Genomic DNA, 19,106 nt, shown 5'->3' on the forward strand with positions numbered 1-19,106 from the left:
CTTGAGCCGGAGCGGCTCATCTAAAAGGACTTATCACTTTTGATCAGATTGCCCGGTACATAAAAGAACGGATGCCCAGCTCCAGAGCCTGGACATCCGTCTTTCCCTGGGGTCCTATTGGGCCACGATGTCCTTGACGTTCACGATCGCGGTCCCGACGGTCTTGGGCGTCAGGCCGAAGGTGCTGACCTTGCTGAAGTCCTTGGCCGCGCCCTTGATGGCCTCGGGGGGCGTGTAATAGGGGTCCAACTTGAAGGAATCCAGCGGGACGGAGACCTTCTCCCAGGCCCCGCCCTTGACCGAAACCTCGGCCACGTATTGGTTCTTGTTCTTATCGGTCAGGGACATGCCCAGTACCACGGGCCCCTTGCTGTTCACCGAGAACTCAACGGTCTTCGAAGCCGTCAGGTCCACGCCCGCCCAGTCCACGCCTCCCGCCCGACACCAGAGCCCGCACCAGCCGCCCTGCACCAGGGTGTATTTCAGGGCGAGGGTGGTCTTGTCGCCCTTCCCGGCTTTCTCCAGGGCGATCTTGGAACCCTTGTCATCCTGGTAGGTCCCGATGTCCTTCGAGGTTTTGGGGTCCACGCTGGAAAAATCCTGGATCACAACCGGTGCGTTCGCCTTGGCCACGCCCACCGCCAGGGACAGGCCCAACACCATGGCATTCATCCACTTTTTCATGCTCTTCCTCGCTCGCTCGAAATGGAACTTCTGAAGCCTGGATTAGACGCGAGGTCCTGAAAAAGTGTCGGCCAATGAATGAATGTGAGCAGGGATGGACCTTGATGAACCCGGACAAAATCTTCGGTCCTTGCGCCGCCCATCCCATTCATCCGGTTCATCCCCGTTCCAGAAAAATTGGATCGGTTGTCTTATTTTTCGACCGTGATCCGGCGCACCTTGAACTCATGTTTTCCTTCGGTCAAGGGGGCGATATTGAGGGTTTCCACATGGACTAGGTCCTGGACCGATCCCTTCTTGGCCTCCGGGGGCTGGTAATAAGGGTTCAGGTGGAATTCACCGAACGGCACCGCCAGTCTCTCCCAGCCCTTACCCCGGGTTTCCCGGGTCTCAGCGACGAAAGCGTTCTGGTTCCCATCATTGAAGCCCATCTGGAAACGGACGGGTTCGGAGCTGAACACCTCCAATGTCATGGACTTGGCGCCGGTCCAGTCCTGGCCACCCCAGGCATCGCCAGCGCGCATCCAGAAGCCGCACCAGCCGCCGCGTTTGAGGTCGCAGTGGAACAGCGCCAGGCGCCCACCTTCCGCGTCCTTTTCAAGGCTCAGGTCGATCGAAGTTCCCGTCTTGCCGTCCACGAAGGGACCATAGGCGGTCTTGTCGAGGAAGAGGAAGTCCTGCACTGTCACGCGATCCTTCTCCTCCCGGCCGCCCGTTTGGGGTCTCTGCTTCCCCACAACGAAAGAAACGGGCCCGACCTGCAGGTCCAGGTCCCCGTGGGTCTGGGGAAGCCACTGCAGGCTCACGATCCTGGTCCAGTCGATGGGTTTGTCCTTGGGCGCCTCCGGCATTTGGAAGGCGGCTTTCTCGAAGAGGGACAAGGGGATCGTGAATACCCGCCACCCCCCGCTGGTGATCCGGAAAACCGCTGTGTACTGGATGTTCCTGGCATCCATCAATCCGACCTCGACCAATTCGGGTTCCGGCGACTTGGCCTGGAACCGCAGGGCCCCTTCCTTGGAAAGGTCGCCGTTGAAGGTGGCCCAGGCCCCCGCCCAACCCACGATATGGGCCTTCACCACCAAGGCCTTCTCGCCCGGGCGAGGCCCTTCGGCGCTCCCCAGGGCGATGGTGGAACCGTCCTTGTCGGCGAAGGTCCCGGCGAACCCGGGCCCCAACTGTTTCCAATCCTGCGTCACGGCCATTGCGCAGGACGCCGCCATCCAGCAGCCCAGCGCCACGGCCCACCCGATCCCCTTTTTCATGGTCTCCGCTCCCTTCCGAAATACCCGCATTGGACGTTCCCCCGTCCTCAAGTGTCGGCTTCTTCTCACCGTCGGCCCGGACCAATGGCCAGGGCCGTCGGATCGGCGTTACTGGTCCAAAGGAACCGGTCCATCCGCCCGTGGATCTTGTCGTGCGCCTTCACGTAAAGGTCCATCTGCGCGGGCGTCAGGATGCCTGCCAGGCGGTCCTCCCCCTGCCGGTCCAGGGTCTCCACCTCGTAGCGCCATTGCTTGCGCAGCGCCTCCATCCGATCCTTCTGGTCGGCGAGGATGTCGGCCGCCTTCTCCCGTTGGTCGGGGGTGAGGTTCAGGTCCCCCGCCAGTTGGAGGATGAACCGATCCGCCGGGCTCCAGGCCCGCAGCGTGTGGTCGAAATAGAAGCGCATGGCCCAGGCCCCGGCCGCCAAACCCAAGACAACGCCTAAGATCGTGAAAAAGACCGGCTTACTCATAAGAGCCCTCCTTCCAGATGACTGTCGCGCTGGGAACATGGTCGAACCGGCTGAAGTATTTGTCCTCTTCCAACCACTTGCGCTCCGGGTGCCAGAAGGCCGCGAGCACCAAAAGAACGGCCGCCAAGCCCGTCGCCAAGGAGGCGAAGCCCCAACCCGGGACTAGGCCCTTCTCCGGCTCCCGGACCGGGATGCGCGCCATGACGCGCCCTGTGAAGCCTTCCCGGGGCTTCGCCTCGGGCCATTTCGCGAGCAGTTCCCGGCAGGCCGGGCAACCCTTGAGGTGGCTTTCCATCCCCTTCTTTTCGGCCGGGGACAACCTCCCCCGCCGCCAGGCATCCGCCTGGGCCAGTATTTGCGAGTGCGTCATGTCACATCCCCCCTTCGTCGTCGGCGGGCCCTTTGAGGAACCGCCGCAGTTTGATCCGCGCCCTTTTCAGGCGCCCCTTCACCCCATCCAGCGACAACCCCAACCGCCGCCCCATCTCCTCGTAACTCATGTCGTACTTCTCCTCGACCAAGCGAAGAACGTCCTTCTCCCCCTCGGTCAAGACCTCCAGCATGGCCGCGGTGACCCGGGGCAATTCCCGTGGCCCTTCTTCCGAGGACCGTTCATCGGACAGGGGCCACCCCTGCTCCAGCAGGGTCTCCAGGGAGAGGAACCTCCGGTTCTTCCGTTTGCGAAGGATATCCTTGCAGTGGTTCAGACCGATCCGCACCACCCAGGTTCGAAAGGAAGAATGACCCTTGAAGTTGGAAAGGCTCCGGTAGGCCTTGATGAGCACCTCTTGGGCGGCCTCCTCGGCCTGGTGCGGATCCCGTAGCAGGGCCAGGCAAAGTTGGTAGAGGTAGGTGCCATGACGGTCCACCAGTTCGGCGTAGAGGTCCCTATTCCCCGAGAGGATGTGACGGATCAGGTCCGATTCTTCGATGACCGCCCTCCCTCCGGAAATGGACATCAGGATCTCCCAGTATATCGCCCCCGTCCGGCCGGAATTTCCCGCCGAATTGGACGTCGGCACCGGGAAAAGTGTCGAAAATAAGCCGTTGGGGCGACACTTTCGGGAAGGCTAGCGTCGAATCGAGCAGATACCTTGGCTCGGGAGGGAAATCCTTGGACCGTTATTCACCTTGGGGTTTCGTCGTTTTCGCGTTGTTAGCTTCCGGAGGATCCTGGGCCGGGACCTCCCCCGTTAAAGGCGACATCAAGACCGACCATTTTGGGTACAGGCCCGGTGACACCAAGATCGCCTGCTTCACGGCCGACCCGGGCAAGCAGGTGGAAGTGCGTGACGCCCGTACCAACACCCTGGTCTTTTCCACCGGTACCATCACGGACAAGGGGACCGATGCCTCCACCCCGCCGATGTCCGGGGACCATGTCTGGTGGGTGGATTTCTCGGGCCTCACCCGACCCGGCACCTACCGCCTTCATTCCCCTTCCTTGGCGGAAAGTTCCTATGACTTCCGTGTTTCGGATTCCGTCTATCAGGGGCCCATGACCGCTTCCCTGAAGTGCCTCTACTACCAACGCTGCGGCACGCCCAAGACCAAGGCCTCGGGGGGCGTCTGGAACGATCCCATTCCCTGCCACCTCACCGACGCGGCCTGTACCGCCTTCTGCAGCGGCGCCCCTCCCTACGGCGATATGCATTACGGCACCCTGGACCTTTCCGGCGGATGGCATGACGCGGGCGACTACGAGAAAAAGATCGGCGCCGGCAAGGCCTGTGGCGTGGAGGAAACGGGCGACAACGGGGATGCCCTTTGGTACCTGCTGACCGCCTACGAACTTAATCCCGGACTTTTCCCGCCCCACCAATTGGACCTCCCCGAATCGGGCGGCAACCTGCCGGATCTCCTGAACCAGGCCAAGTGGGAACTGGATTGGTACCTGAAAATGCAGCGGCCCGACGGCCATGTGCTGGAAGGTGTCCATGTGGCCAACCTGGGGACCCTCGCCTCCCCTCCATCGGCCGATACCACCGCCCGTGGCTACATGCCCCCCTGCTACGAGAGCGAGGCGGTGTTCGTCGCCGCCTGCGCCCACGCCGCGCGGGTCTTCGCTTCCCTGCCCGGGAGCGCCGCCTACGCCGGTACCCTGAAGCGGGCGGCCCTCAGGACATGGAACGCCTGGGTGCTGAAGTCGCCCGATCTGGACCCTCAGGCCTACTCCTGGATGCCCTACAAGTCCTTCAAGCTATGGGCCGCGTCGGAAGTTTTCCGGATGGACCCTTCCCAGGGGGCGGCCCGGGACTACATCGACCATTCCACCGATTGGGATTCGGCTCAAGGCCAGCCGCCGCCCGGCTATGTGGGCTGGGCCTATTTCAACTACCTGCAGTCCCCCGGGGCCACGGTCTCGGTCACCCAGGCCATGGGTCATGCCCTCGGCCGCTTCGCGGATGACCTTTTCGCCCATGACGACCTCTACCGCTCCGGGATGGTGGATTGGATGTACAGTTGGGGCTCCAACCAGCACAAGGCGGACGCGGCCTTCGAGCTCTATCTGGCCGGCCGGCTGGGAACGACCGGGTCCCACACCCCGGCCCAATGTCTCTCCCACGCCGAGGACTTCCTGCACTATTTCCACGGCCTGAACCCGCTCAACATGGTCTACCTGACCAACACGGAATCCATGGGCGCCAAACATTGCCTCTGGCATGTCTTCCTCGTCTGGTTCGGGTCCTATTCCAACCCCGAGTGCCGTTCCAAGTTCATCGGCAAGCCCGCCTCGGTGGCCGATCCCCTCTACCCCTACGTCCCCACCGACAACGAGACATCCATTGACGGTCCACCCCCCGGCTACATGCCCTGCGGCCCCACCTACCAGTATTTCCAGTTGGGAGGAAAGGACGTACCACCGAATGACCCGGGGCCCGTCCAGGCCCCCTATGCCAAGGCCTACCGGGACTACAACCAAGGCAGCCAACCTTGGATCGTGAACGAAGCTGGCATCTCCACTGCGGCCGTTTACATGGCGCTGGCCTCGGTCTTTTCCGGTCCCACTCCCGCCGGGATCGCACCTATCCCGGGGAAAAAGCCTTGAGCCATCCATTTCCGATCTAAGGAAGCCGTCTCAAAACCGGACCCCGCCCTTCAACGCCCCCTCGTCCCGCCCAAGCCGGCCAGGTATTTCACGGCGGCCTTTTCGGCCGCATCCCTCTTTTCGAGTCCTGGGTACTCCAAAGCCTTCCGCCATTTACGATAGAGCGTGACCGTGGCCAAAAGGGCTTTCCGGCAGGAACGGCGGTCGTGCCCCGCCAAAGTGTTCCGGAATTCAGGAAGGGCTTCCGGCACCAACGACTCCAGGCGTCGGACCCCCGTGGCAGCTAGTCCCCTTTGTTCAAAAAGGAGGGGCCCCAAGACCCTTGAACGCAGGAAGGCGAGGGCGTCCAGGGCCTCGAACAACTCCCCCCGTCCGATCTTCGAGGTGATGTAATGGACCCAGACCCAAAAACGGTCCTCGATCCATTGCAGATCGGGGTGGACCGGCGAAGGAGGAATATCGAGGATCGCCCGGCGGAGCTTCCCTTCCCGTTCCCAAAGCACCTCCGGATCCTCGATGCGGGCCGCGAAGCCCTCCAAGGTCACGAACTTGAGATCCACGTGGAGCAGGGGGGCGTCATAGAGGCAGATGATCAGTCGGGGCTCACCCACATGTTCCCCGGTAAAACCCGAAAGGAGCTTCCCGAGCCTGCCCGCGATCTTCAGCCGATCCCTCATCAGGCGGTCATAGGACCGCTCCTTCCCGACCACGACCAAGTCCAGGTCGGAGAATTCATCCATCTTCCCGGTGAGCCAGGAACCCCCGACCGCCACGCCGAGGACGTGCGGATCCTTTTTCAGGACCCGCAGGGCCCGGGCGATGAATGTCTTGTGGGATTCCTGCGGCATTGGGATCCTCCCTGGCGATCATCGCAAAGGGATCAAGTGGCCCTTGCTCAGGGCGTGTTGCTGCGTCTCAAGGCTTTCCCCGGGAAGCGCCCCGAGAAGCCGCCCTTGGCGTCATAGACCAACTGGCCATTGACCAGGACCATCTTGATGCCCGAAGGCGCCTGCCAGGATTCGACCGCGGTCGCGTTGTCATGGATGGTCTTGGGGTCGAATACCACCACATCCCCCCAATTCCCTTCCCGCAAGGATCCCCGGTCCCTCAAGCCCATGATGGAGGCCGGTTCGGAGGTCAGGCGCTTGATGGCTTCCGAGAGCCGGATGACCCGCTTGTCCCGCACGTAGGTGCCCAGGAGCCTGGGAAAAGCCCCCACATCCCGTGGATGGGGGATATCGGTGGAGGAGTCGGACCCAAAGAGGATGAAGGGCGCCTGGATCTTCTTGATGAGCCCCTCTTCCGATAACCCGTGGTAGCAGATCTTCACGTACTCGCCGTTCTCGATGAGCAGGGCCAGGACCGCTTGTTCCTCGGTGATCTTGCGCTGTTTGGCCAGGTCGGCAATGGTCTTGCCCAGGAAGGTCTTGAAGGATCGCGACTTGACCCGTGTGATCTCCACTTTGTCCCCGCCCCCGTATTCCTGGAGACGCTTGTGGATCTGGGCCAGGATGTCGGTGGTCTGCCCGTTGCTCCAGTAATAACCCATATTGGCGGCGGTGGGTTTGAGGTAAAGGAACTGGTAAAGGGGGATCTGCACTTCGTTGCCCCAGAAGTCATAGGGGTAGACCGTGGCATAGACCGAGCGCCCCTCTTCCTGGGCGTCCTCCAGCAGGCGCAGACCGCTCTCGGTCTGGTCCCAGTTGCTGGGGAGCTTGAACAACAAGTGCTGGATGACGACCGGGACCTTGGCCGTTTCCCCCACGTGCAGGGCTTCCTGGATGGCCCCCAGGACATCCCAACGATAATTCCGAATATGGGTGTAATAGGCCGCGTGGGGGAACTGGGTCAGGACCGAAGCCAGGTCCTCCAATTCTGCCGGTTGGCACCATTCACCGGGTTCATATCCCAACCCGCTGGAAAGCCCGAAGGCCCCGGCCTGGAGGGCGCCTTGCAGAAAAAGCCGCATGGTGGCCATTTCCTGGGGTGGAGCGGGTTTACGGCGGTTCTTCCTCACGAACCATTCCCGCAAGCTCCCCTGGCCGATCAGGGTCCCCACATTGACCATGCCGGGATAGCGCTGGAATTTCTTGAGGTTCTTGTCCACGTCCAGGACGGAGAAACCACAGTTCCCCACCAATCCGGAGGTGACCCCCTCCCGGATGGCGTGTTCCTGGGCCAGGCGGGTCCACATCAGGTCGTTATGGCAGAGCAGGTCGATGAACCCCGGCGCGATGACCAGCCCGGTGGCGTCCACCACCTTGTCGGCCTTGAGCCCCGCCAGGTGCCCCATTTTTGCGATCCTGCCGCCCGAAATGGCCAGATCCCCGGTGTAAGGAGGCAACCCGGACCCATCAACGATCAGGCCGTTCTTGAGCAGGAGGTCGTAATGCGATTCTTCGGCTTGGGCCACCAGCATTCCGCTGAAAAGAAGGACCAGGACCGTGAGAACGCGTTTCATGGCTTCAACCTTTTACCAACACCGCTAAGAACCCCCCGTCATGCTCGTTGGTCGGCAGGAAGGTGATGCCGAACTCATCCTTCGAGACCGAGGATGAACTACCGGGAAGCGCCGGGGTCGCCACGCTCCAGCCTGGGTGTTTGGCCAGGAAGTCCTGGACCACCTTCTGGTTCTCTTCCTCTTCCAGGGAACAGGTGCTATAGACCAAATGGCCCTTGGGATAGAGATGGCCCTCGACCTCTTCCAGGATGCCCAATTGTTCCGGGGCGTGGGCCAGGATGTCCCGGGGCGCCAACTTCCAGCGCAGGTCCGCGCGACGGGAAAGGACCCCGGTCCCCGAACAGGGCGCGTCCACCCAGATCAGGTCGAATTTCTGGGCCGGGGGAAGTTTCTGGATATCCCCGTCATGGACCTGCACCTGCTTCAAGCCCGTGCGGCCCAAGTTCTCGCCCAACTTCTTTCGGCGCTCGGCCGAGGAATCGGTCGCCATGACCTGGCCCTTTTCGCCCAGTTTCCAGGCGAGACCCACGGTCTTGCCTCCGGGAGCGGAGCAGACGTCCCAAGCCCGCATTCCCTCGGAAAGGGGCAAAAGCTCCAGCATGGCCTGGGGCACCCAGTCCTGCACGATCCAGTCCCCTTGTTTGAAGCTTTCCCCGCTGAACAACCCGCCTTCATGGCTCTTGAGGCTGAAGGTGCGCGAAGGCCACACCATGGGTTGGACCTGCACCCCTTGGGCTTCCAGGTCCTTCGGGACCTTTTCTTCCAGGCCCGGCTTCACATGGAGATAGACCAAGTGGGGTTTGTTGTCGGCCTCGAGAATGGCCTCGGCCTTCTCCTGTCCATACTGGGCCACCCAGCGTTTGACCATCCAGGTCGGATGGGACGTTTTGATGGCCAAGGCATCCATTTCACTGTCACCCTTGACCTCGAAGGACGCCCTTTTCAACTCGGCATTACGGAGCACCGCGTTCACGAACCCGCTCAAGGCCTCTTGGCCGCCCTGCTTGGCGAGGGTCACGGACTCATCGACCGCCGCGTGGGCCGGCACCCGGTCGAGGAACATCAATTGATAAAGCCCCAAGCGCAGGCAGATCTTCACTTCATGGGGCAATTTGTCGAAAGGCGACTGGCACAAACCGTTCAGGTGGTAGTCGAGCAACCGTTTTTGCCGGGTACAGCCATAGACCAGTTCCCGGAACAGGGCCATATCCTCGGAGATCAGGTTCTTGGGGCCCTCGAGGACATCCGCGATCTTGGCGCCGTTCTCGATGGCATAAAGGGCCTTGGCGGCCGCAAAACGGGATGGAGAGGCCTTTTCCCCACGGGGAGCCTGCTCCGGCCTGTTTCCGGAACGATCGTCCCGATAGGGAGGCCGGTCGCCCGGTTTTCCGGAACGAAAGAATTTCTTCCCTTCCGGCCGGGGACCTTTGTCGAACCGCGGCCGGTCATTCCTTGGGAAACGAGGCCGGTCCCCTCCTTGGAAACGGGGACGGTCGCTTTTCTGGAAGTGCGGCCGATCACCGCCATGAGGGCGGTCACTTGGACCTTCCGAACGGAAAGACGGACGCGGACCGTCTTTTTGGAACCGGGGTCTGTCATGCTTCTGGAACCGAGGACGGTCGCCACCACCGAAACGAGGCCGGTCCCCTCCTTGGAAACGGGGACGGTCGCCTTTCTGGAAGTGAGGCCGGTCACCGCCATGAGGGCGGTCACTTGGACCTTCCGAACGGAAAGGCGGACGCGGACCGTTTTTTTGGAAACGGGGTCTGTCATGTTTCCGGAACCGAGGGCGGTCGCCACCACCGAAACGGGGACGGTCGTTCTTCTGGAAGTGAGGCCGGTCCCCCCCATGAGGGCGGTCACTTTGGCCCTCCGAACGGAAAGGCGGACGTGGACCATCTTTTGGGAACCGGGGTCCGTCATGCTTCTGGAACCGAGGACGGTCGCCACCACCGAAACGGGGACGATCGTTCTTCTGGAAATGAGGTCGGTCGCCGCCATGAGGACGGTCACCGCCTCCGAAGCGGGGACGGTCCCCTGGTTTGCCGGGACGAAAAGGCCGACGGGGCTTGAAGTCCTTTCGGAAAGGCCGCTTATCGCCCGGCCCGCCCATGGAGGAGCCGGAGGTTGAAGCATCAGGAACGCCGGAAGGTTGCCCCTCGGGCCGGGGCGAAAAAGGTTTTTTATCAAAGGACCTAGGACCGTCCTTGGGACGAAAAGGCTTCTTCCCAAAGGGTTTTCCGCCGCCCTTGGGTCGAAAAGGCCTATCACCGAACTGCTTCCCTTCCCCCTTGGGGCGGAAGGGTCTGTCCCCAAAAGATTTGCCCCCGCTCTTGGAACGGAACGGCTTTTTCCCGAAGGAATTTCCCTTTCGGTGCCCGTCAAAGGATTTTTTCTTTTTGGGATCGAACTTGCCGGGCTTGCCACCGGACGGCTTATCACCACCCTGGGGATCTTGAGGTTGGTCGGTCATGAGAGTTTTTCGCCTACTTTAAAATCAGGATGGCCCAGGGTGAAATCAAAAGCGGGCATTCTTTTTTTCCCCGGCGGCTGGATGGACAGCAAACGCACCGACTGGGATCCGGCACCGACCAATACGCCTTCCTTCGAGACTTCCAGCACTTCCCCACCTGGCCCTTTGCGGTCCACCACTTGGGCCTGGTGTACTTTGATCTCCATCCCCTTCCAAGCGGTCTCGGCCACCGGCCAAGGACTCAACCCCCGCACCCGGTTGTGGATGCGGGACGCCGGCCATCCCCAATCCAACTTGCAGAACTCCCGTTGGATGGAGGGCGCGTAGGTGGCTTGGGTTGGGTCCTGGGGCACCCGGGGGGCCTTCCCCGTCTCCAGTAGCTTCAAAGCCTCCAAGAGGCCCTCCGCCCCGATCCGGGCCAGGCGATCGTGCACTTCCCCGGTGTTTTCCTCGGGCCCAATGGGCGTTTTTTTGATGAGCAGGATATCCCCTTCATCCATCTTTTCGTTCATATACATGAGGGTCACGCCCGTTTCGGCCTCCCCATTGAGGATCGCGTAGTGGATCGGGGCCGCCCCCCGGTACTTGGGGAGGATGGATCCATGGATGTTCAAACAAGCGGTCTTGGGCAGTTGGAGGACGGAAGAAGGCAATATCTGTCCATAGGCTGCCACAACCGCCAGGTCCGCTCCGACTTTCCGCAGGGTCTCGACAGCCTCCGGGTTCCGTACCTTCTCCGGTTGGAAGACCGTCAGGCCCAGCTTCAGGGCCGCCTGCTTGACCGGGGAGGGTTTCAGGTCCAGCCCCCGCCCGGCCGGACGGTCGGGCTGGGTCACCACTAGGGCGACCGGATAACCCGCCCCATGGAGGGCCTCCAGGGCCGGCACGGCGAATTCGGACGTGCCCATGAACAGGATCTTGAAAGGAGAAGACACCGGACACCCCAAAAATGAAAATTTCGCCACAGATTAACACAGATAAACACCGATAAAGGCCTTATTCCCTGGGTAAGCCAGGGCAAAAGACGACTTCCCCATCTGTGTTCATCGGAGTTCGTCGGTGGCCGAATGGACTTTTAAAGGCGGGAAGCTTCTTGGTAGTCCTTCTTCAACTGGTCGAGTTGTTTCTTGAGGAACATGCGCTTGACCGCCGGGACCTTCTGGATGAAGAGCTGGCCGTCCATGTGGTCGATCTCGTGGAGCACACAACGGGCCAAGAGGCCCTCGAACTCGCCGATCTGTTCCTTACCCTCGATGTCCTGGAACTTCACCTTCACCTTGAAGGAACGTTCGACCTCTTCCCGGACATCCGGGATGGAAAGGCAGCCTTCCTCGGTGGTCTCCGACCCTTCCTCCCCGAGGACCTCGGGATTGAAGACCGCCAGGGCCTCGCCCTTCTCTTCCTTGTCGTAATCCACATCCATGACCATCATGCGGATGGGTTCCCCGATCTGGATGGCGGCCAAGCCTACCCCATGGGCGTCCCGCATGGTCTCGGTCATGTCCTGGACCAATTGGCGCATTTCGGGGGTACCGAATTTCGTGACCGGCTTGCTCTTGAGCTTCAAGCGGGGATCAGGATAAAGGACGATAGGGCGGAGCAACGAACACCTCGTGGTTGTTTCTTGTTGGAATTATAGGCACTTTTTCGGCCGTTTCTCAAGGCGAGGGCCCCTTAGAGGGCCTCTTTCAGGGCCTTGGCGGCGGAAAAAGGGTCCTTGGCCTCGGTGATGGCCCGCACCACCGCCACCCGGGTGGCCCCGGCCCCCAGGACCTCAGGCAAGTTACCCGGGTCGATCCCGCCAATGGCGAAGAATGGGATCTTGGGTCCCAAGGCCGCCACTTGTCGGACATAACGAAGGCCTACCGCCTGACGGCCCGCCTTGGTGGGGGTCGCATGGACCGGCCCCACCCCGATGTAATCGGCCCCGGATTTGAGGGCCCGCTTCGCTTCGGAAAGGGCATGGGTGGAAAGCCCGATGAGCATGTCCTTCCCCACCAACTTCCTCACTTGATCCACCGGCAGATCATCCTGGCCCACATGAACACCATCGGCTTTCGAGAGAATGGCGATGTCGGGCCTGTTGTTCACGACGAAGAGTTTCTTGCGGCGACGGGTCAAGATCCGGAACCGGTGGGCTGCTTCGAGCAATCGGGAATCGCTCAAGGTGTAATCGCGGAGTTGGAGGATGTCCACCCCACCCTTAAGGGCCGCCTCGGCAATGCGGTAGGACATTGGGGGGTTCTTAGTGCCGACGCCCATGACCAAATAAAGTCTGGCCCGGGTTAAACGAGCACGAAGGGGATCCATTGGATCTTAAAAATCTTTTTGGGGTGTCGAAGCCTGGGCGTAGAGCTTCTTGGGGATACGGCCCGCCAGGTAGGAAAGGCGCCCCGCCTCGGTGGCCTGCCGCATGGCGTGGGCCATCTTGAGGGGGTCCTTGGCGTGGGCGATGGCGGTGTTCAGGAGCACCGCGACCACCCCCAGTTCCATGGCCACCGCCACATCGGAGGCGCTTCCCACGCCCGCGTCGATGAGCACGGGGCACTTCAGCTTCTCGAGGATGATCCGGATGTTGTTGGGGTTCAGCACCCCCTGGCCCGACCCGATGGGCGAACCCGCGGGCATGACGGCATGGGCTCCGGCCTGTTCCAACTTCTGGGCCATGACCGGATCGTCCGAGGTATAGGTCATGACGGTGAATCCTTCCTTCACCAGTTCCTTGGTGGCTTCCAAAGTGGCGATGGGATCCGGCAAGAGGGTCTTTTCATCGTAGAGCACTTCCAGCTTCACGAAATCCGACAAGCCCGTGGCCCGGGCCAAGTGGGCCACCCGGATGGCCTCCTCGGCGCTATAACAACCGGCGGTGTTCGGGAGCAGGGTGTATTTCTTGGGATCGATGAAATCCAGCAGGGTCTTCTCGCCCTTGGCGTTCAGGTTCACCCGGCGCAAAGCCAGGGTGACGATCTCGGTGCCCGAGGCCTCCAGGCATTCGCCCATCAGTTCGTTGGTGGCGTATTTGCCCGTTCCCACCAAAAGACGGGACGTGAAGGTCTTCCCATTGATCTGATAGGTGTCCTGGGACCTGATCTGTTCCAAAGTGGTCGTCATTGGATCTCCATTCTTATGCCTGTCATTGCGGGGGCTAGGCCCCGTATAGGGGGGACCGGTCCTGACTGTGGGAACCTTAGTTCTAATAAAGCTTGAAAACGGCTTATAGGAACTGGGATCGCCACGTCGTAACCGTCCCGCTATTCGCGGGCCACTCCTCGCGACGACAACATGTGATTCATCCCCCACCCACGAATTGAATGAGCTCCACCTGGTCGCCGTCCTGAAGACGGCATTGGGGGCGGTCCTCGTTCTTCACGATCTTGCGGTTGACCTCGGCCACGACCGTCTCCCGCCGCACGCCCAACCGCTGGATGACCGCGTCCAGGGAAAGACCGTCGTCAAAGAGCTTCTCTTCACCGTTCAAGATGATCTTCAAGCGTTCTCCAGGTCCAGGAAAAAGAAAGGTCCGGGTCACCCCGAACCTGGCGTCAATTCTTCATTTCTTGTCGGTTTTTTTCAAGTACGGTTGCGGAACTTGCGCAGGACCCCTTGGAGACGTTCTTCCAGCTCGTTCTCCAGGGGGGTGTTCTCCATGCCCAGCAGGCGGTTCAGGGCGATACGGGTGATGGCGCTTCCCCGCAGTTCCTTGTCTTCCATCAGGATGCGTTCCAGGAGGCCGATCTGGTTGAAGGTCAGCTTGGAGCTGCGCGGCTTGCCCTCGATCTTGACCCGCTTCGACTTGGTCCCGGAGGGCCGCCCGGCCTGTTCCCGCATCCGCATGAGCTTGTCGGCCATTTGGTCGGCTTTGGTGCGGACGGGGGCGTTGGGATCCTGATTGGAGACCTGGACCGCTTCGTCCTTCTTCTGGCGGAGGGCTTCCAGCCGCCGGATCTGCTTTTCAGCCTGCGTCATTTGCTTTTCTTCCATCGGGCCCCCCTGGCTCCATCCCAACCATCTGCTCCGGCCCGCCGGCCCACAAGCCGCAGGCGTGACTTGCTTGTTCCGAGCCTAGGTGCGACGGTAACAGCGGCACCAAAAGGGGATCGGCACAGGCCCCATCATAAACCCAGACAAAGACCCCGGCAAATGAAGTCACGTTTAAATTGATGAAAAATGGCCGGAGAGGGACCCGTCACCAAGGATTCAGAGGGACGGTCCTGGGGGATGCCCCATTCTTGGCCGAGTCCTGATCCAGGACCCAGGCCTTTCCCGGGGAATGGTCCGCATGGACCTCCAAAAGGCTGATGGAGAAGGAGGGGCACTCGAAGTCATAGCGTTGATCCAGCCCCCCCTCGACCATCACCTGGTCGTCCTCGCCGTTGAAGCGGATCTTGGGCCGCCAGTAGCGGTCGCTCTTGTTGATGAGCATCAGGGTGACGTCCTTGCTCTTCGGGTCCTGGGTGGCATAGGCGGAGACGAGGGATTCCCGGGAGACCACGTTCAACATCCTCCCCCGTTTCATTTGGCTCCAAAGCCTCAGGGCCCAATAGGAAGGTCCATCCTCCCAGACCTTTTTGCCGGCCAGGAACATGGACAGGCTTCCCTTCAGGTAGATACCCCGCTGGTCCGCCTCCCAAAGCGCTTGGAACATGGCCGCGCCCGCCTGGGTCGTCGGGCTGTCGCCCGGGGTCTTGAAGGTGATCCCGCCGGTGATGGCGAAAGGAAGATCCAGGTCGGAATTCTCCACCACCCGGTCCTCCAGCCCCACCAAGGTATCGATCTCGTGACGAAGGCTGTCCTGGAGCGCTTGGGCCGTGACGCTGACCCCCTGCGTCCATCCATAACGGTGCAAGGAAACGCCGTTCACCACGTCCCCGTCGTATTTCAATAAGGGCGTCACCCAGTCCGATTCCGTATGGGGCGAATCCCCCCCGGTCTCCGGCCCCCAAAGGAGGATGCCGGGTTCCTGGGTCTTGAGCGCGTTGGCGATGGAGCGGAATCGGTTCAGATAGGCGTAGGAATTGTTCCGGTCGGTCCCCGCATCCGGCTTGAGGTCTTCTTCGCCGCCAATGGCCCAGTAGCGGATACCTGGTTTCCCATGCGTCCATTTGAAGTAAGCCAGGGCCGCGGAATAGCCCTCCAGGGGAAGGCTCACCATAGGCTCCGCTCCCAGGTCCCGGGCAAAAGTTTCGAAGGAATGGATCACCCGGACATGATCCTCCTCGCCCATGGGTTCCTCGGGGGCCGCCAGACGCAGGATGCCCAAGTGGAGTGGTTCGACCATGGGACGCATCTTGGCCAGGTAAGCGTCGAAGAGAGCGGGTGGCAAGGCGGGAAGGACCGCGCCCATGAAGGAGGGACCCATGACACCCTTCTTGGGTTTCAGATCGTCGGGGACCGGGAAAAGCGACAAGGTCACCGCCTTGCCCTTGGCCGGCAACGCCGCCACCGAGGACACGAACCCCTTCTTCCGTGCGGTGACGACCGTGCGGGTATAGATCTTTGAATTCGCGAGGGTGAACCGTCCATCGGCCTCCGTCAGGGTCTCGGCACCCTTGGGCCAAAGGGCGATCTTCGCTCCCGCCAATGGTTTTTGGTCCGGCCCAAGGACGAGCCCGTTCAAGTCCCTCTTGCCCAGGTAGGTGTTCCCTTGGGTCCCATCCTCGACCAGGGCCGCGTTCAGGTCGTAGGATCTCTTGAAAGGCACTTCCAGCGTTACCGTCCCCGTCCATTGGGCCAGCGCCCAGGAGCCCGGATCGTCCAGATCCACCCCATTCCCCCCATAGACCATCCGCAGGATCCGGTTGCCGCTCAGTTCCCCGCCGTCGTCCAACGCCAAGGCCAATCCGAAAGCTTTCCCCGAACCCAACTGAAGACCCTCCAAGAACACGAGGGGCACGCACCCCTCCAAGATGTAACCCGAGGTGGCCGCCCGGGCGATCAAGCGCACCCCCGGGATCTGGGTGTTCTTATTGAGGCAGAAGGCTTTGGGATCCTTACAATCCGTTCCAGGCGAGAAAACCAAGTGATAGTCCTCCCGGGTCAGGAGGGGTTGGTGCTGGGAAGGATCGGTGGCGATAAAAAGCTCCAGACAATCCCCATTGGTCAGGGAAAGATTCCCATTGTCGTTCACGACCTTCTTGTTCGTCTTCTTCACAACGGCGCTCAGATAGAGATATTGGTCGTCGTAGGTCAGGAAGACACGTCCCGAGAAGTCATCCTCACCCTGCCAAAGGCTCTTTCCCTGGATGATCTGGTTTTTCTGGTCGAATCGGAACATGCGGGCGGAGGGCCAATCCTCCAAGTGCCCGTCCACGCGAATGGGGACCGAGGTCTGGTCGATCGTGAGGGCGGAAGGGGTAGGCGTTTGGGCGAATGCGGAGGTGGCAAAACACATATTCATCACCAAGACGCCAAAACAGCAAATCGCGAGATACATTTAGGCGTTTCTCCATTCCCAACAATTTGCGAACTATCAAACTCATTGTTTCACATCATTAAACGCAGAGGTTCACAGACGTTTATTGGTGTCCGATCACGAAAGCACCGGAAATTTCATATGTTCAAACAATTCTTTGAATTTCATTAACTCGGCCGCGCTTTCAGTATAAACGTCTATGCATTCATTATGACTAGGTCGGATAACGACCTTTCCACCGGGAAAAATTAGAACAACGCCCCAAATAAAATACAAAGCTAAATCTAACAAACACTCTATTGCATCAATATCTCTGTTATCAAAAATATGAAAGGGGGCATCTAAAATAGTTCGGTCATCTTTCAAAGTTTTTCGATAAGCATAAAATAAATTTTGATTTTCACTGCTTGGCCATACTTCCCAATCAGTAATCCAAAAGATTCCATCTTTTCCCGACAAGGAATCTTCAAAGAAACTCTTAAGTGATCTCGCAAGGGCCGTTTTTATTCCTGAATCTTTTGGAAGGGTATAAGAAATTTTATTTTTGTATAAATTCAGCAATCCGTCTTCGGTTTGTGGAAGTTGGTGGTCTTGAAGCCATTTTTCGCCTTCTTTTTTGGCCAATATTTTCATTTATATATCTCCCGAGGATGGTCTCGAGCCACTCAAAATCGGCGGTTTTTCACTTCTGTATTCAATTCGCCACCATCATAAACCCCTAAAACAAAAAAGGCGGACCTTTCGGCCCGCCTTCCAAAATTCATAATTCTTAATTCAAAATTCTGAATTCCAAGCCCTCAAAGAGGGCTTGGAAGCGTCGTCTCTCCCATTAGGTAAAGGTCCACACCCCGGGCCGCGGCGCGGCCTTCGGCGATGGCCCAAACGATCAAGGACTGACCCCGGGTCATGTCGCCCGCGGTGAAGACACCCGGAACGTTGGTCATCTTGGTGGCGTTCCCTTTCACGTTCGAGCGCTGGTCCAGCTCGATCCCCAGCTTCTCGAAGAGGGGGTTCTTTTCCGGCCCCAGGAAACCCATGGCCAAAAGGACCAGATCGGCGGGGAGCTCAAATTCGGTCCCCGGGATCTCCTTCATCTTCGGCGGGCCACCCGGTTGGGGCTCCCATTCGATCTTCACGCCCTTGAGCTTCTTCACGACCCCGTTCTCACCGATGAATTCCTTGGTGGAAACGCTGTAGAGGATCTCACCCCCCTCCTCATGGGCGCCCGCCACGCGGAAGATACGGGCCCATTGGGGCCAGGGATTGTCCGCCGCGCGTTCGGCGGGCGGTTTGGGAAGGACTTCGAGGGAGGTCACGCTCTTGGCGCCTTGGCGATGGGCGGTGCCGATACAGTCGGCCCCGGTGTCCCCGCCGCCGATGACGATGACGTGCTTGCCCTTGGCGTGGATCTGGTTCTCGACCTTATCCCCTTCCTGGACCTTATTGGACTGGGGCAGGTATTCCATGGCGAAATGGACGCCCTTGAGCTCCCGGCCCGGGACGGGCAGGTTGCGGGCCTGGGTGGCGCCGCCGCAAAGGACAATGGCGTCATAGTTGCTCTTCAGTTCCTCGATGGGCACGTTATGGCCCACGTTGGCGTTGGTGCGGAACTCGACACCTTCCGCCTCCATCTGCTTCATGCGGCGGTCGATGTGGCGCTTCTCCATCTTGAACTCGGGGATGCCGTAACGGAGCAACCCGCCGATACGGTCGGCGCGCTCGAACACGGTCACCTTGTGGCCCACCCGGGCCAACTGCTGGGCGCAGGCCAGGCCGGCGGGGCCGGAGCCCACCACCGCCACCTTCTTGCCCGTGAGCTTCGCCGGGGGCATGGGCTTGACCCAGCCTTCCTGGAAAGCCCGGTCGATGATGGAGACCTCGATGGCCTTGATGTTGACGGCCGACTTGTAGACGTCCATCCCCAAGGTGCAGGAATTCTCGCAAGGAGCCGGACAAAGGCGTCCGGTGAATTCGGGGAAGTTATTGGTGGCGTGAAGGCGCTCAATGGCCTCGGCCCAACGATCGCGGTAAACCAGGTCGTTCCAGTCGGGGATGATGTTGCCCAGGGGGCAGCCCTGGTGGCAGAAGGGGATGCCGCAATCCATGCAACGGGCGGCCTGGTCCTTCAGATGGGAGGGCTCGAAGGGAAGGACATATTCCTTCCAATCCTTGACCCGCTCCTCGACCGGGCGCTTGTGGAGATACTCCCGGTCCTGCTCCATGAATCCTGTCGGTTTTCCCATTTCTTCCTCAATCTAAGATTTTCACCACGGAGACGCGGAGAGCGCG

18 protein-coding genes and 1 pseudogene are annotated in these 19,106 nt (G+C 60.4%); 2 read left to right on the forward strand and 17 right to left on the reverse strand.

Translation table 11 applies throughout. The features are described 5' to 3' along the window. Positions 1-114 precede the first annotated feature (114 nt). The 5 genes from VHE12_09395 to VHE12_09415 form a co-directional block, all read right to left on the reverse strand. Positions 115-684 carry a carbohydrate binding domain-containing protein gene (locus tag VHE12_09395; protein HVZ80991.1) on the reverse strand — a complete coding sequence of 190 codons (570 nt, stop codon included), beginning with the start codon at positions 682-684 and terminating at the stop codon, positions 115-117. A gap of 191 nt (positions 685-875) precedes the next feature. Continuing rightward, a complete protein-coding gene (locus VHE12_09400; protein HVZ80992.1) occupies positions 876-1,949 on the reverse strand; it encodes a carbohydrate binding domain-containing protein in 1,074 nt (357 codons plus the stop codon). A 65-nt stretch (positions 1,950-2,014) separates the two neighbouring features. Beyond that, positions 2,015-2,422, reverse strand: a complete 408-nt coding sequence (locus VHE12_09405) for a hypothetical protein (GenBank protein HVZ80993.1) — start codon at positions 2,420-2,422, stop codon at positions 2,015-2,017. Beyond that, positions 2,415-2,792, reverse strand: coding sequence for a zf-HC2 domain-containing protein (locus VHE12_09410; protein ID HVZ80994.1), 378 nt, complete (start codon positions 2,790-2,792; stop codon positions 2,415-2,417). Before VHE12_09410 ends, VHE12_09405 begins: the two co-directional genes overlap by 8 nt. Before the next feature lies 1 nt (position 2,793). Continuing rightward, on the reverse strand, positions 2,794-3,381 hold the full coding sequence (locus tag VHE12_09415; protein ID HVZ80995.1) for an RNA polymerase sigma factor: 588 nt from the start codon (positions 3,379-3,381) through the stop codon (positions 2,794-2,796). Positions 3,382-3,536: 155 nt separating this feature from the next. Here VHE12_09415 and VHE12_09420 point away from each other — a divergent pair, with 155 nt between their 5' ends. After that, entirely contained in the window at positions 3,537-5,471 is a 1,935-nt protein-coding gene (locus VHE12_09420) for a glycoside hydrolase family 9 protein (GenBank protein HVZ80996.1), read from the forward strand. Between the two features lie 50 nt (positions 5,472-5,521). Here VHE12_09420 and VHE12_09425 read toward each other — a convergent pair whose 3' ends face one another. The 3 genes and pseudogenes from VHE12_09425 to rsmB form a co-directional block, all read right to left on the reverse strand. After that, entirely contained in the window at positions 5,522-6,319 is a 798-nt protein-coding gene (locus VHE12_09425; GenBank protein HVZ80997.1) for a nucleotidyltransferase domain-containing protein, read from the reverse strand. Between the two features lie 47 nt (positions 6,320-6,366). Further along, positions 6,367-7,932 carry an amidohydrolase family protein gene (locus VHE12_09430; GenBank protein ID HVZ80998.1) on the reverse strand — a complete coding sequence of 522 codons (1,566 nt, stop codon included), beginning with the start codon at positions 7,930-7,932 and terminating at the stop codon, positions 6,367-6,369. A gap of 4 nt (positions 7,933-7,936) precedes the next feature. Next, a pseudogene (gene rsmB, locus VHE12_09435) lies at positions 7,937-9,226 on the reverse strand (16S rRNA (cytosine(967)-C(5))-methyltransferase RsmB). 627 nt (positions 9,227-9,853) lie between these two features. On the opposite strand from rsmB, the gene VHE12_09440 reads away from it, so the two are divergent. Further along, entirely contained in the window at positions 9,854-10,063 is a 210-nt protein-coding gene (locus VHE12_09440) for a hypothetical protein (GenBank protein HVZ80999.1), read from the forward strand. Positions 10,064-10,401: 338 nt separating this feature from the next. Here the strand turns inward: VHE12_09440 and fmt are convergent, their stop codons facing one another. The 9 genes from fmt to VHE12_09485 all read right to left on the reverse strand — a co-directional run bounded on the left by fmt (position 10,402) and on the right by VHE12_09485 (position 19,060). Continuing rightward, a complete protein-coding gene (fmt, locus tag VHE12_09445) occupies positions 10,402-11,370 on the reverse strand; it encodes a methionyl-tRNA formyltransferase (GenBank protein ID HVZ81000.1) in 969 nt (322 codons plus the stop codon). 110 nt (positions 11,371-11,480) lie between these two features. Further along, positions 11,481-12,008 (reverse strand): peptide deformylase, encoded by a 528-nt coding sequence (def, locus tag VHE12_09450; GenBank protein ID HVZ81001.1) that lies wholly within the window; start codon positions 12,006-12,008, stop codon positions 11,481-11,483. A 71-nt stretch (positions 12,009-12,079) separates the two neighbouring features. Beyond that, positions 12,080-12,715, reverse strand: a complete 636-nt coding sequence (gene thiE, locus VHE12_09455) for a thiamine phosphate synthase (protein HVZ81002.1) — start codon at positions 12,713-12,715, stop codon at positions 12,080-12,082. 6 nt (positions 12,716-12,721) lie between these two features. Then, positions 12,722-13,516 (reverse strand): thiazole synthase, encoded by a 795-nt coding sequence (locus tag VHE12_09460; protein ID HVZ81003.1) that lies wholly within the window; start codon positions 13,514-13,516, stop codon positions 12,722-12,724. 178 nt (positions 13,517-13,694) lie between these two features. Continuing rightward, positions 13,695-13,895 (reverse strand): sulfur carrier protein ThiS, encoded by a 201-nt coding sequence (gene thiS, locus VHE12_09465; protein ID HVZ81004.1) that lies wholly within the window; start codon positions 13,893-13,895, stop codon positions 13,695-13,697. Positions 13,896-13,975: 80 nt separating this feature from the next. Continuing rightward, complete coding sequence (locus VHE12_09470) at positions 13,976-14,386, reverse strand: hypothetical protein (GenBank protein HVZ81005.1); 411 nt, start codon at positions 14,384-14,386, stop codon at positions 13,976-13,978. 205 nt (positions 14,387-14,591) lie between these two features. Then, positions 14,592-16,838, reverse strand: coding sequence for a sugar-binding protein (locus tag VHE12_09475; GenBank protein ID HVZ81006.1), 2,247 nt, complete (start codon positions 16,836-16,838; stop codon positions 14,592-14,594). A gap of 96 nt (positions 16,839-16,934) precedes the next feature. Beyond that, a complete protein-coding gene (locus VHE12_09480) occupies positions 16,935-17,450 on the reverse strand; it encodes a hypothetical protein (GenBank protein ID HVZ81007.1) in 516 nt (171 codons plus the stop codon). A gap of 164 nt (positions 17,451-17,614) precedes the next feature. Next, complete coding sequence (locus VHE12_09485) at positions 17,615-19,060, reverse strand: glutamate synthase subunit beta (GenBank protein ID HVZ81008.1); 1,446 nt, start codon at positions 19,058-19,060, stop codon at positions 17,615-17,617. Positions 19,061-19,106 lie beyond the last annotated feature (46 nt).

This window comes from bacterium (assembly GCA_035549195.1).
GTDB lineage: Bacteria > Oederibacteriota > Muellerivitia > Muellerivitales > Muellerivitaceae > DASZRK01.